The organism is Streptomyces sp. TLI_105 (genome assembly GCF_900105415.1).
Classification (GTDB): Bacteria; Actinomycetota; Actinomycetes; order Streptomycetales; family Streptomycetaceae; genus Streptomyces.
Genome location: NZ_FNSM01000001.1, coordinates 6,339,734 through 6,353,316 on the forward strand (window position 1 = coordinate 6,339,734; position 13,583 = coordinate 6,353,316).

At 73.8% G+C, this 13,583-nt stretch carries 12 protein-coding genes; 8 read left to right on the top strand and 4 right to left on the bottom strand.

Annotated elements, in window-relative coordinates; genetic code table 11:
- Positions 1-61: 61 nt before the first annotated feature.
- Both BLW86_RS28950 and BLW86_RS28955 read right to left on the bottom strand, forming a co-directional pair.
- Positions 62-1,036, bottom strand: a complete 975-nt coding sequence (locus BLW86_RS28950) for a DEDDh family exonuclease (protein ID WP_093876757.1) — start codon at positions 1,034-1,036, stop codon at positions 62-64.
- A gap of 646 nt (positions 1,037-1,682) precedes the next feature.
- Entirely contained in the window at positions 1,683-2,306 is a 624-nt protein-coding gene (locus BLW86_RS28955) for a TetR/AcrR family transcriptional regulator (protein WP_093876758.1), read from the bottom strand.
- Positions 2,307-2,403: 97 nt separating this feature from the next.
- Between BLW86_RS28955 and BLW86_RS28960 the strand changes: the two genes are divergently transcribed.
- From BLW86_RS28960 to BLW86_RS28995, 8 genes are all read left to right on the top strand, one after another.
- Positions 2,404-3,201 carry an acetoacetate decarboxylase family protein gene (locus BLW86_RS28960; protein WP_093876759.1) on the top strand — a complete coding sequence of 266 codons (798 nt, stop codon included), beginning with the start codon at positions 2,404-2,406 and terminating at the stop codon, positions 3,199-3,201.
- Complete coding sequence (locus tag BLW86_RS28965) at positions 3,201-4,085, top strand: SDR family NAD(P)-dependent oxidoreductase (RefSeq protein ID WP_093876760.1); 885 nt, start codon at positions 3,201-3,203, stop codon at positions 4,083-4,085. The genes BLW86_RS28960 and BLW86_RS28965 overlap by 1 nt, the downstream gene beginning before the upstream one ends.
- A gap of 11 nt (positions 4,086-4,096) precedes the next feature.
- Entirely contained in the window at positions 4,097-5,389 is a 1,293-nt protein-coding gene (locus tag BLW86_RS28970; protein WP_093876761.1) for an amidohydrolase family protein, read from the top strand.
- Positions 5,386-6,612, top strand: a complete 1,227-nt coding sequence (locus BLW86_RS28975) for an amidohydrolase family protein (protein WP_093876762.1) — start codon at positions 5,386-5,388, stop codon at positions 6,610-6,612. The genes BLW86_RS28970 and BLW86_RS28975 overlap by 4 nt, the downstream gene beginning before the upstream one ends.
- A 24-nt stretch (positions 6,613-6,636) precedes the next feature.
- Positions 6,637-7,350 (top strand): VIT1/CCC1 transporter family protein, encoded by a 714-nt coding sequence (locus BLW86_RS28980; protein WP_093876763.1) that lies wholly within the window; start codon positions 6,637-6,639, stop codon positions 7,348-7,350.
- A 103-nt stretch (positions 7,351-7,453) separates the two neighbouring features.
- Positions 7,454-8,374: a sterol desaturase family protein gene (locus tag BLW86_RS28985; RefSeq protein WP_093876764.1), complete on the top strand. Its 921-nt coding sequence runs from the start codon at positions 7,454-7,456 to the stop codon at positions 8,372-8,374.
- Positions 8,371-9,036 (top strand): lysoplasmalogenase, encoded by a 666-nt coding sequence (locus BLW86_RS28990; RefSeq protein WP_093876765.1) that lies wholly within the window; start codon positions 8,371-8,373, stop codon positions 9,034-9,036. The genes BLW86_RS28985 and BLW86_RS28990 overlap by 4 nt, the downstream gene beginning before the upstream one ends.
- An 18-nt stretch (positions 9,037-9,054) precedes the next feature.
- A complete protein-coding gene (locus tag BLW86_RS28995) occupies positions 9,055-10,098 on the top strand; it encodes a zinc-dependent alcohol dehydrogenase family protein (protein ID WP_093876766.1) in 1,044 nt (347 codons plus the stop codon).
- Positions 10,099-10,541: 443 nt separating this feature from the next.
- On the opposite strand, the gene BLW86_RS29000 is transcribed toward BLW86_RS28995, so the two are convergent.
- Together BLW86_RS29000 and BLW86_RS29005 are read right to left on the bottom strand one after the other, a co-directional pair.
- Positions 10,542-11,858, bottom strand: a complete 1,317-nt coding sequence (locus BLW86_RS29000) for a CoA transferase (protein WP_093878936.1) — start codon at positions 11,856-11,858, stop codon at positions 10,542-10,544.
- A gap of 91 nt (positions 11,859-11,949) precedes the next feature.
- Entirely contained in the window at positions 11,950-13,482 is a 1,533-nt protein-coding gene (locus tag BLW86_RS29005) for a S8 family peptidase (protein ID WP_093876767.1), read from the bottom strand.
- Positions 13,483-13,583: the final 101 nt, after the last annotated feature.

A 13,583-nucleotide genomic window follows, 5' to 3' on the forward strand; every position in this document is an offset into this window, starting at 1 on the left:
GCCACAGGGTGGAGCGCCCGGCGGGCGCGCGCAGCGCGGCGCGCCCGCAGAGCCGGGGGCGTCACCCGTCTGCCGGGGTCACGTCCCGCAGCAGCTGGGTGTAGGCGGCCTCGTCGACGACCGGGGTGCCGAACGACCGGGCCTTGAGGGTCTTGGAGGTGGCGGAGTCCGGGTCGTTGGTGACCAGGAGGCTGGTCAGCCGGGAGACGCTGGTGGCGACGTGGAGACCGGCCTCGACGGTGCGGTCCTCCAGGAGCTCGCGGTCGATGGAGGTGTCGCCGGAGAACGCCACCCGCATGCCCTGCTTGAGTGGTTTGTCCGACTCGTAACGTCCGGGGTTGGGGTACGGGCACGACGGACGCTTCCGCGAGGGCCGCCAGCTGCCCGCCCGGTAGGAGGACGGGTGGCCCGTCCGGGGCTGCGTCGGCGTCGAGGCCCACTCGGTGAGCGGCCGGCACTCGAGCAGCGGCAGCCGTACGTTCCGCTCGGCCGCCGCGTGCAGGCTCGGCCGGAACGCCTCGGCGAGCACCCGCGCGTCGTCGAGCGCGTTGTGCGCGCGCTGCTGCACGACGCCGAAGTGCGCCGCGAGCGACTCCAGCTTGTGGTTGGGCAGCGGCAGCGACAGCTCCTTGGCGAGCGCGATCGTGCACAGCCGCTGGCGCACCGGCGCGGCGGACTTCGCGCGCGCGTACTCCCGGGCGATCATCTGCCAGTCGAACATCGCGTTGTGCGCGACGAGCACCCGCCCGTCGAGCCGCGCGGCGAACTCCGCCGCGATCTCCGGGAAGAGCGGCGCGCCCTCCAGGACGTCGCTGGTCAGCCCGTGGATCCAGACGGGGCCGGGGTCCCGCTCGGGGTTGACCAGGGTGTACCAGTGGTCCTCGACGTTCCCCTGGGCGTCCAGCCGGTAGACGGCAGCCGACACTATCCGGTCGTCGCGGGCGAGGCCGGTGGTCTCCACGTCGACGACCGCGTACCCCTGCGGGTAGGCGGTCGGCCACATCGCTGCTGTCGTACGGTCGTCAAGCACGGTCATTGAGAATACGGGCCTCCACGGACAGTCGGGTCCCCGGTTCCGGATTCCGTGGCGGTGATCCGCCACCCTCCCGGCCGGGATCCGCCACCGTCCCCCTCGCGTGCGGGAGCGCGGACGGCGCGCGCGGCGCGGCCTTCCCGGCGGCCCGGCGCGGGGAATCCGGCCGGTGCCGGGTCGCTCGGCCGAGCGCGGCGACCAGGTCGCCGGCCGCCGCCGCGTCGAGACCGCAGCCGTCCCCGGGGCCCGGCAGCAGCCGGTGGACCGTGCCCGTCGCCCCCGTCGCCCCCGTCGCCCCCGTCGCCCCCGTCGGGGCCACGTCCGCCGTCGAGCAGCGCGAGGAGGACGTGCCGGCCCGTCGCGGCCTCGGCGGCGGCCGCCGGCCCGTCCTCCGTCGTGCGCCGCCCGTCCGGCGCCCCGCCCGTCCGGATCCGGTCCGCGAAGCGCGGGGCGGGCTCGCCGGCGCCGCGCCGGTACGCCCACACCTCGCCCGCGGCCTCCCGGCCGCACCGGAGCACGGTCGCCGTGCCGGTGCGGGCCGCCGCGTGCCGGACCGCCGGGTCCCCCAGGGTGGTGCGGCCGGCCTGGGCGCGTCCCGCGCTGCGCGGAGGGGGAGAGGGAGGGGCGGGGGTGCGGAGGTTCGGTCTCCTCAGCGCAGCAGCCCCGCCACCAGCGCGCGCACCGCCACCAGGAACACGGCCTCCGTGTCGATCGGCGCGGCGAGGGCGCGGGCGAGCTCCGGGTCGGGGGTGGTGAGGCCGGTCGGCTCCGTGGCCCAGAGCTCCGTCTCGGCCGGCGGCTGGGCGGGGGCGCGTTCGCGGTTGCGCTCCACGAGGACGTGGCCGACGACCTGGAACTGGACCGCGTGGACCAGGGCGGCCGCGCGGACGCCGCGCAGCCCCGCCGCGTGGGCCTCGTGGACCAGGGCGCGTTGGGCCGGCAGGAACATGCGTTCCGTCAGACCGCGTTCGTGGACCATCGCCACCAGGTGCGGGTGTTCGCGCAGGGCGCGGCGCAGTGCGCGGGCGACCGAGACGATCCGCTCGGCCGGGGTCGCGCCCCGGGGACGGATCGTGCCGAGGTCGGCGACGGTGCGGGCGACGAGGGCGTCGAGGAGCGACTCGCGGTTGCCGACGTGCCAGTAGATCGAGGTGACCGCGGTGCCGAGCTCGGAGGCGAGCCGACGCATCGTCAGCGCGTCCGGGCCGTGCTCCCTCACCAGGGCGGCCGCCGTGTCCAGGACCTCGTCGCGGGTCAGCGCGGAGCGTGCCATCGGTTCCCCCAACTCCTCTGCGTGCAGCCCTCTTTACCCTGCGGGGCGGTCGGTGTAACTGTGTTACAGGCCGACACTTCCCGAAGGGCGGTACGTCATGGCACGAGTACGGTACGGGGCTCGCGGCGACGCGGAGGCGGCGGCGGCCCGCGAGCGGTCCGCCAGGCTCCCCGACATCTGGTCCACCGGCGTGGTCGCCGTCTGGGAGACCGATCCGGACGTCGTGGCGGCGGTCCTGCCGCCCCCGCTGAAACCCACCGCGCGCCCCCTCGTGCGCGTCAACATCAGCAAGGTCGACCTGCCCGGCTACCCGCTCGGCGCCGGATCGGTGGCCGTCGCCGCCGCCCACGGCGACCGGGAGGGCTGGTATCCGCTGGTCATGCCGATGACCCACGAGCGGGCCCTGATCGGCGGGCGCGAGGTGTTCGGCGAGCCGAAGAAGCTGGGCGAGGTCACCGTCGAGCGGGACGGGCTCGTCGTGCGCGCCGCCCTCGCCCGGCACGGCATCGCCTTCGTGGAGGTGCGCGGAGCGGTCTCCGGCCCGCTGCCGCTGCCGGAACCCGTCGAGAAGACCGACTTCTACTTCAAGTTCCTGCCGGGCGTGGAGGGGACCGGCTTCGACGCCGACCCCGTCCTCGTCCACTGCGTCCGGAACGAGAAGGTGCGGAAGCTGGAGCGGATCACGGGCGACGTGGTCCTGCGCGAGTCCATGTACGACCCGGTCGCCGACCTCCCCGTGCGCCGGCTCGTCGAGATCACGATCGGCGAGAAGACCACCGACCAGAAGGGCACGGTCGCCGAGCGGGTCTCCGCCCGTGACCTGCTGCCCTTCGTCCACCAGCGGTACGACGACCCGCTCCAGATCCTCGACGGCCCCCCGGAAGGAAGTGCCTGATGGAGCTGCGTGAGGGGCAGGTCGCCGTCGTCACGGGCGCGGCGAGCGGCATCGGGCTCGCGATGGCCCGCCGCTTCGCCGCCGAGGGCCTCGCCGTCGTCCTCGGGGACGTCGAGCGGGGAGCGCTCGCGGAGGCCGCCGACGAGCTGATGGAGAGCGGGGCGCAGGTCCTCGCCCGGACGGTCGACGTCTCGGACCCCGACGAGGTGCGGGCGTTCGCCGACGCCGCGTACGACACCTTCGGGGCCGTCCACGTCCTCTGCAACAACGCGGGCGTCGGTTCCGGCGCCGAGGGCCGCATGTGGGAGCACGAACCCAACGACTGGAAGTGGGCCTTCTCCGTCAACGTCTGGGGCGTCTTCCACGGCATCCAGGCCTTCGTCCCGCGCATGCTCGCGGGCGGCGAACCCGGCCACGTGGTGAACACCTCCTCGGGCGACGGCGGCATCGCCCCGCTGCCCACCGCCTCCGTGTACGCGGTCACCAAGGCGGCCGTCGTCACCATGACCGAGTCGCTCTACGCCCATCTGCGCGCCGAGCACGCGCGCGTGGGCGCCTCCGTGCTCTTCCCGGGTCCGCACATGCTCCGCACCGGACTGTGGGAGTCGCACCGCAACCGGCCCGAGCGGTACGCCAAGCAGCGGCCGCGCCGGTCCCCGTACCGCAGCCTCGACCAGTGGGAGGCGGCGATGAAGGAGGCCGGGCACGAGGTGGCCTTCACGCCGGTGGAGGAGGTCGCCGAGCACGTCGTCGACGGCATCCGCGCCGACCGCTTCTGGATGCTGCCGGCCAGCGAGCACAGCGACCGCCAGATCAAGGCGCGCTCGCAGTCCATGCTCGACCGCGCCAACCCGTCGTACCTGGAGAGTTTCATCCTCGACTGAGGGGCTTCGCCATGAGCAACGAGCGCCATGAGGACCCGTATCTGATCATCTCCTCCGACTGTCACGCCGGGCTGCCCACCGAGGAGTACCGGCCCTATCTCGACCCCCGCTTCCACCGGGACTTCGACGACTTCCTGGCGGGGCGCGATGCCCGCCGTGAGGCCATGACCCGGCTCGGGGTGCGCAACGAGGCCTTCGCGGACAAGTGGTTCAGCGACAACGAGGAAGGCCTGCGCGGCGGCTGGGACCCCGCCCGGCGCGTCAAGGAGCTCGACGGCGACGGGGTGGCCGCCGAGGTCGTCTTCCCCGACGCGGACGCCGTGGACAGCCGGACCGCCGCGCCCTTCGGCGTCGGCCTCGGGCTCTCCGGCGACCAGGACCCGGAGCTCGGCATGGCGGGTGCGCGGGCGCACAACCGCTGGCTCGCCGACTTCGTCTCCTCGAATCCGGCCCGGCACTGCGGGGTCGCCCTCCTTCCCGTCACCGCCGACGTCCGCGAGGTCGTCGCCGAGATCCACCGCGCCAAGGAGTCCGGGCTCGGCGCGCTCATGATCCCCTCCATGTGGGTGGACAAGGCCCCGTACCACGACCGGTGTTACGACCCGGTGTGGGCGGCGGCCGCCGAGACCGGCATGCCGGTCGTCACCCACTCCGGGGCGGCGCCGCGCGAGGAGTACGGGAACCACCTCGGGATCTACGTCTCCGAGGTCACCTGGTGGCCCGCCAGGCCGCTGTGGTTCCTGCTCTGGTCGGGCGTCTTCGAGCGCCACCCCGGCCTGCGGTTCGGGGTCGCCGAGTCCGGCTGCTGGTGGCTGCCGAACCTGCTCTGGTTCATGGACCGGCTCTACCTGGGCGCGCACGGCGGCAAGAAACTGTCCCCGTTCGCGGAGCTGAAGCGGCCGCCGAGCGAGTACCTGGACCGGCAGGTCTTCGTCTGCGCCACCAACACCAAGCGGCGCGAGCTCGCGCAGCGGTACGAGATCGGCGTCGACAACATCCTGTGGGGCTCGGACTTCCCGCACCCGGAGGGGACGTGGCCGGACACGCGCGCGTGGCTGCGGAAGACGTTCCACGACATCCCGGTCGAGGAGACGCGGCGGATGCTCGGTCTCGCCGCCGCGGAGGTTTTCGGATTCGATGTCCACCTACTGGATCCGATAGCCCGTCGGATCGGCCCCACCCCCGCCGACCTCGGCCAGCCCGCCGACCAGGCCGCCGTCGAAGCCTCCTGGGCCCGCTCGCGCGAGGTCGGCAGGCACTGGCTCACCGACCACGAGTTCCCGGTCCTGGGGGTGAACCCGTGACCGACCGCTACACCGTCGTCTCCGCCGACTGCCACGCGGGCGCCGACCTCCTGGACTACAAGCCGTACCTGGAGAAGCGGCACCACGACGACTTCGACGCCTGGGCGGCGACCTACGTCAACCCGTACGAGGACCTCCTCGCCGACACCGCCGACCGCAACTGGAACTCCGGGCGCCGGCTGCGGGAGCTGGAGGCGGACGGAATCGTCGCCGAGGTCGTCTTCCCGAACACGATCCCGCCGTTCTTCCCCAAGGCCTCCCTGATGGCCCAGCCGCCCACCCGCGCCGAGTACGAGCGGCGCTGGGCCGGGCTCCAGGCGCACAACCGCTGGCTGGCCGACTTCTGCGCGGACGCCCCGGGACGCAGGGCGGGCGTGGCACAGATCCTCCTCAACGACGTGGACGCGGCGGTCGCGGAGATCCGCCGCACCCGCGAGGCGGGGCTGACCGGGGGCATCCTCCTGCCGGGCGTCCCGCCGGGCTCGCCCGTCCCCGAGCTGTACTCCGAGGCGTACGACCCGATCTGGGCCGTCTGCGCCGAGCTCGACGTCCCGGTCAACCACCACGGCGGCTCCGCCTCGCCACCGCTGGGCGACGAACCGGCCGCCCGCGCGGTGTTCATGGTGGAGACCACCTGGTTCTCCCACCGGGCCCTGTGGCACCTGATCTTCGGCGGCGCCTTCCGGCGCCACCCGGGGCTCAAGCTGGTCCTGACCGAGCAGGGTTCGGGCTGGATCCCCGGCGTGCTCGACATGCTGGACTACTACCACCGGCGCCTGGTGTCGGCGGCGACGAAGGCCGCCACCGCCGAGTCCAAGTTCGGCGCCGGCCTCGCGGAGTCCATGGGCAAGGGCCCCGGCGAGGTCTGGCGGGACAACTGCTTCGTCGGCGCGAGCTTCATGCGCCCCCACGAGGTGCCGCTGCGCGACCGGATCGGCCTCGACAAGATCATGTGGGGCAGCGACTACCCGCACGACGAGGGCACCGCCCCGTACTCCCGCGAAGGCCTCCGCATCGCCTACGCGGGACTGCCCCGGGAGGAGGTCGCCGCCATGGTCGGCGGGAACGCGGCCCGCGTCTACGGCTTCGACCTCGCCCTCCTCGACCGCCTCGCCGCCGTCCACGGCCCGACCGTCGAGGAGATCGCCCGGCCCCTTGAGGAGGTCCCCGCGGGCGCCACCAGCCCGGCCTTCGCCCCGGGCGGGTCGGTCCGCGTCTGGTGAGCCGCCGGGTGCGACCCTCCTGACGTGACCGAACCTCCCGCGCACGACGAGACCCACGGCGGTGGCCTGGGCTCCCGTCTCAACTGGCTCCGGGCGGCCGTGCTCGGAGCCAACGACGGCGTCGTCTCCACGGCCGGCCTCGTCGTCGGCGTCGCCGGCGCCACCGAGTCCCGGGCCGCCCTGCTCACGGCCGGCCTCTCGGGGCTGCTCGCCGGTTCCATGTCGATGGCGGCGGGGGAGTACGTCTCGGTCTCCAGCCAGCGCGACTCCGAACGGGCCGCGCTCGCCCAGGAGAAGCGCGAACTGCGCGAACAGCCGGAGGTCGAACTCGCCGAACTGACCGGCATGCTCGCCGCCCGGGGCCTCTCCCCGGAGGTGGCCCGCGAGGCCGCCGAACAGCTCACCGAGCGCGACGCCCTGCGCGCCCACGCGCGCGTGGAGCTCGGCATCGACCCCGACGACCTCACCAACCCCTGGCACGCGGCCGGCGCCAGCTTCCTCGCCTTCACCGTCGGCGCCCTGCTCCCGCTCCTCGCGATCGTCCTCCCGCCGGCCTCCGCCCGCCTCTGGATCACGGTCCTCTCCGTCCTCGCGGCCCTCGTCCTCACCGGCTGGTGGAGCGCCCGCCTCGGCGACGCCCCCACGGGCCCCGCGATCCTGCGCAACGTGGCGGGCGGCGCCCTCGCGATGGCGGTCACCTACGGGGCCGGGTCCCTGCTGGGAGCGGCGGGGGTCTGAGCCGCTTGTCGGAAGGTGCCAAAGCTTGCTGACAAGTCGTCTCGCATACTTGTTGGTAACCACGTCTAGCCGTCCCCCGCCACCCGCCTCTACCGTCGACGCCATGCCGAACCTGCCCGATGTCGTGCTCTGGTCCATACCGGCGTTCGTCCTGCTCACCGTCCTCGAGATGGTCAGCCACCGGATCCACCCCGACGAGGACGCCGCCGGGTACGAGACGAAGGACGCCGCCACCAGCCTCGGCATGGGCCTGGGAAGCCTCGCCTTCGACGCGCTGTGGAAGATCCCCGTGGTCGCGATCTACACCGCCGTCTACGAGCTGACCCCGCTCCGCGTCCCCGTCCTCTGGTGGACGATCCCGCTCATGCTGCTCGCGCAGGACTTCCTCTACTACTGGCAGCACCGCGGACACCACGTCATCCGCATCCTCTGGGCCTGCCACGTCGTCCACCACAGCAGCCGGAAGTTCAACCTCACCACCGCCCTGCGACAGCCGTGGACCAGCGTGACGGGCTGGCCGTTCTACCTGCCGATGATCGCCCTCGGCGTCCACCCGGCGGCCGTCGCCTTCTGCTACTCGGTCAACCTCGTCTACCAGTTCTGGATCCACACCGAGCGCATCGACAAGCTGCCCCGCCCCTTCGAGTACGTCCTCAACACCCCCTCGCACCACCGCGTCCACCACGCCTCCCAGGGCGGCTACCTGGACCGGAACTTCGGCGGCATCCTCATCGTCTGGGACCGGATGTTCGGCTCCTGGGTCGGCGAGACCGAGCGGCCCGTCTACGGCCTCACCAAGAACATCGCGACCTACAACCCGCTGCGCGTCGCCACCCACGAGTACGCCGCCATCGCCCGCGACCTGCGCGCCGCGCACGACTGGCGCGAGCGCGCCGGCCGGGTCTTCCGCGGCCCGGGCTGGCAGCCGGCCCCGGCCACCGGCCCGAACCCCACGGCGACGGGCCCCGCACCGGACGCCCTGCCCGCCCCGCAGGCCGGCACCGCGCCCGAGGCCGCCGCGTGAGCACCGCCCCCGCGGCCGCCCGCGCCGTCCCGACCGCCGCCTCCCGCGCGCTCCTCGCCGCCTTCGGGCTCGCGGCCGCCGTCGACCTGGTCTCCCTGCTCGCCGGCGCCGACCTCGGCCACCAGATCGCCAAACCGCTCCTGATGCCCCTGCTCGCCGCGTACGCCGTCACCCTCGGCGCCCCGCGCCTGCTCACCGCCGCGCTCCTCCTCGGCTGGGGCGGCGACGTCTTCCTGCTCTCCGACGCCGACTGGGCCTTCCTCGTCGGCATGGGCTCCTTCGCCGCCGGACACGTCTGCTACCTGGTCCTCTTCGGACGGAGGCGTACGTCCCCGGTGCTCGGCGCCCTGTACGCGGCCGCGCTCGTCGGCACCGTCGTGCTCCTCTGGCCCGACCTCCCCGCCGAACTGAGGATCCCCGTCGCCGGCTACTCGCTGCTGCTCACCGCGATGGCCTACCGCTCCAGCGCCCTCGGGCTCCTCGCCGGCCTCGGCGGCGCCCTGTTCCTGCTGTCCGACACCCTCATCGCCACCGGCGTCGCCGAATGGCCCCAGCTGCCGGCGCCCGACTTCTGGGTCATGCTGACCTATATCGCGGCGCAGTACCTGCTGACGGCGGGAGCGCTCCGCGCGATGTACGGTGAACGTCGTACAACCGTCTGACAGCAAGGACCACCCCCCATGCGCGCCACCACCATCCACGCCCCCTTCGACATGCGCGTGGAGGACGTGCCCGACCCGGTGGTGCAGGAGGCCACGGACGTCGTCCTGCGGGTCCTGCGCGCCTGCATCTGCGGCAGCGACCTGTGGGCCTACCGCGGCGAGTCCGCCCGACAGCCCGGCCAGCGCATCGGCCACGAGTTCCTCGGCATCGTCGAGGCGGCCGGCTCCGACGTCACCGGCTTCGCCGTCGGCGACCTCGTCGTCGCCCCCTTCGTCTGGTCCGACGGCACCTGCGAGTACTGCGCCGAGGGCCTCCAGACCTCCTGCCCGCGCGGCGGATTCTGGGGCTCGGTCGGCTCCGACGGCGGCCAGGGCGAGGCCGTCCGCGTCCCCTTCGCCGACGGCACCCTCGTCAAGCTCCCCGCCGAAGCCGCCTCCGACGACCACCTCCTGACCGCGCTGCTCGCCCTCTCCGACGTCCTGGGCACGGGCCACCACGCGGCTCTCGGCGCGGGGGTCACGAAGGGCTCCACGGTCGCCGTCGTCGGCGACGGGGCCGTCGGCCTCTGCGGCGTCCTCGCCGCCAAGCGGCTCGGCGCCGAGCGGATCATCGCGCTCGGCCGTCACACCGCCCGCACCGACATCGCCCGCGCCTTCGGCGCCACCGACGTCGTCGCCGAGCGCGGCGAGGCCGCCGAGGCCGCCGTCCGCGAGCTCACCGGCGGCCAGGGCGCCCACGGCGTCATCGAGGCCGTGGGCACCGAGCAGTCCATGCGCACGGCCGTCGCGATCGCCCGCGACGGCGGCTCCATCGGCTACGTCGGCGTCCCGCACGGCAGTGGCACCGGCCTCGACCTGTCCGTCATGTTCGACCGCAACATCGCGCTGCGCGGCGGCGTCGCCCCGGTCCGCGCGTACATCCCGGAGCTCCTCCCGGACGTCCTGGCCGGCACCATCGACCCCTCCCCGGTCTTCGACCTGACGGTCGGCCTGGACGGCGTCCCGGCCGGCTACAAGGCGATGGACGACCGCACGGCCCTGAAGGTCCTGGTCAAGCCGTAGCCCGCAAGCGCCGCCGCCTCCCATGCCGCCTTCTGCGTGGCACGGGAGGCGGCCCGCCGCTACCTGTACGGGGGCTCCGGCTCGCCGCCGACCACCGTGTGGGCAATCTCGTTCCGCAGAACGTGGGGCCCCGGACGGAGTCCGGGGGAGGGCGGACACACCCCCGTGCCGGGCGTCCGTCCCGGCCCGCGCCCGTACGGCCCCGTGCCGGCTCCCGTCCGGCGTGTGCCCGCCGTGTGGGCTGCTGCCTCCCGCGCCCACCGTGTGGGCATGCGTTCCGCCGGGGCGGAACGGGTGGGCACACCCTTGTTGTGCCGGCACCGTCTCGGCTCACCTCGCCCCGTACGGCCCCGTACGGCCCCGTGCCGGCTCTCGTCGTGCCGGCTCCCCGCCCCGCCGGGCCGACGGCGTGGAGCCGTATCGGGGCCGGGGCCCAGGGCCCCTCAGCCCCCGAGCCACTCCGCCGCATCCGCCCCCGCGACCCCCGGCGGCCGGGACCACCCCGTGGGCCCGCCCTCGTACGCGACCGGCGACAGCGCGTACCGCAGCCGCCCCAGCGGCCCCTCCGACTCCGCGAGATACCGCTCCGGCGAGTACCGCGGCAGCGAACCCGTCAGCCAGTGCCCCGTCTGCGCGAGGGCCAGGCGGACGAGCCGCGTCCCCCCGTCCCGGGCCTGCTCGGTCAGCGACCGCAGCACCGCCGCCGCGAGCAGATACCCCGTGCCGTGGTCCAGCGCCTGCGCCGGCAGTGCGCCCGGCTCCTCCGCCGACCCCTCCACGGCGGCGATCCCCGTCGCCACCTGCACCAGGGAGTCGAAGCCGCGCCGCCCGCCCCACGGCCCGTAGTCGCCCCAGGCGGAGAGACGGGCGGTCACCAGGCCCGGCCGCTCCAGGTCGAACCGGTCGAGCGCGCCCGGCCGGTAGCCGGTCACCAGGACGTCGGCCGCGTCGAGGAGCTCGTCGAAGGTGCGCCGGTCCGACGGCCGGTCCAGGTCGAGCGCGGCCGTCCGCTTGCCGACGCCCGTGTCCGCGTGCTGGTCCGGCAGTTCGGGGTTGCCCGGCGGGTCGATCCGCAGCACGTCCGCGCCGAGCAGCGCCAGCGTCCGGGTCGCGACGGGCCCGGCGATCACCCGGGTGAGGTCGAGGACCCGCAGCGGGCCGGTGTGCCGCCGGGGCGCGGCCTCGTCGAGCCGCTCCCGGGTCAGCAGCGGCCGCGCCGCCACCTCCCGGCCCTGCTCGCTCGCCGCCCACTCCTCGGGCGTGCGCAGGGCGACGGCCAGGCCCCCGGCCGCGTACACCGCCGTCTCGGCCTCGACGGCCTTCCGCTCGCCGATCGCCGCCGCGACGGCCTCCACGGAGCCGGAGCCCGAGCCGGAGTCCGGCACACCCAGGGCCGCCAGCAGAGCCGCCTTGTGATGCGGGTAGTTGGCGTGCGTACGGACCCAGCCGTCGGCCGCCCGCCAGAACCGTGACAGCGGCGCGAAGTTCACCGGCGCCCGCCCGTCGACCCGCAGGTGACGCTCGCTCACGAAGGCGGTGGCGACGGCCCCGTCGTCGACCCGTACCGGCCCGGGGAGCCCGGCGTGCTCCACCGCGGCGAGCGAGCAGGCCGCGACCGCCGCGCGCGCCAGGTCCATCACGGGCAGCCGCGCGGGCAGCAGCCCGGAGACCCCGCCGTACTCCACGCGGTCGACGAGGGCGGGATCGCCGCCCAGGGCCGACCACAACAACTCCGTACCCGCACGCACCGTGTCGTCCATGACCACAGTGTGGCACTCAGTGCCACCCTGCGGATACGGAGAGGGCCCCGGTGTGGCGCGCCACACCGGGGCCCTCCCGCACGGGTACCGCTTACTTCACGGCGTCCAGCGCGTCGATCAGACCGGCTCCGTAGAAGCCGTTCTTGTTCACGCCGCCCTCGCAGACGGCGTCGATCTTGCCGTCGCCCTCGATGTCGTACGGGTTGGTGCAGGCGCGGTCGTCGGCCTGCGCGTACAGCAGCGCCTTCAGCGCCGCCGGGCTCGCGTGGGGGTGCGTCGACTTGAGGAGCGCCAGGACACCCGCCGCGTGCGGCGAGGCCATCGACGTGCCGGCCTTGTAGTTGTAGCCGCCGTCGACCGTGGTCGACAGGATGCGGCCGTTGACCGCCGGGGCGTCCGGCGTCTGGTACTCGGTGCGGTCACCGCCGGGGGCGGCGACGTCGATCACGCCGAGACCGTAGTTGGAGTAGGACGCCTTGAGGTCCTTGGCGCCGGTCGCGGAGACCGTCACGACGCCCGGCAGCATGGCCGGGTAGTCGAAGCACTCCTTCGGGTCGATGTCCCGGGTGACCGCCGTGGTGTCGTTCGGGCTGCTCGTGTCGGTGATCTTGTCGGCCGCCAGGTCGAACTTGGAGTTGCCGGCCGCGGCGACGTTGACCGTGCCCTTCTTCTCCGCGTAGCGGGTGGCGCGGGTGACCGCCTCGATGAGGGCCTTCTGGTCCTCGTCGTTCTTGCAGGCGAACATCCACGGGTCGGTGTAGTAGCTGTTGTTCGTGACGTCGACGCCGTGCTCGGCCGCCCACACGAAGCCGCAGACCACGGCCTCGGTGTAGAAGAAGCCGTCCGGGGTGGACACCTTGATGCCGGCGAGCTTGACGCCCGGCGCGACACCGGTGATGCCGATGCCGTTCTTGGCGGCGCCGATGGTGCCCGCGACGTGCGTGCCGTGGTCGCTCTCGCCCTTCATCGGACGCCACGAGCCGGGGGTGGTGTTCGGCTTGCCGGACACGCAGTTGGCGGACGCGGCGGCGTCGAAGTTCGGCGCCAGGTCCGGGTGGGTGTCGTCGACGCCCGTGTCGATGATGCCGACGGTGACCTTGCTGCTGCCGAGCGTCTTCTGGTGGGCCTTGTCGGCCTTGATCGCCGGGAGGTCCCACTGCAGGGGCTCGAGCGGGTCCTGACCGTCCGTGGCGGCGGCCGCGGCGGCCTTGGCCTCGGCCGGGGACAGGGTCTGCGCGCCCTCGTCGACGGAGTCGTCGGACTGGACGGAGAGCGGGGCGGTCCGGGTCGCGCCGGCCGACACCACGCCGGGCGCCTGACGGATCGTCTTCGCGAACTCGGGGTTCTGCGAGTGGACGACGATGACGCCTATCTGGTCGTACGAGATGACCACCTCGCCGCCCGCGGCGGCGATCGCCTTCTTCACCGAGGCGCCGGTCCAGCGACCGCCCTCGATGTTGACGACGTACGAGAGCTTCGGGCCGTTCACGGCCACGGTGGCCGGAGCGTCGCTCAGTTCCGCGGCGGAGGCGGCGCCGGGGGCGAGGAAGCCGAGCGAGGCCGTGAGCGCGAGACCAACCGGCAGAGCAAGAGCTCGGCCGCGCCTCGATCCCAGATGAGCCATGGGTTCTCCACATCATCCGTATGTACTGTCCGCGCGCGGGTTTGCGCGTGGACAGGTGCATGACGAGTGAAGCTATCGCTGATCTTCCCGAAGCTTCAATG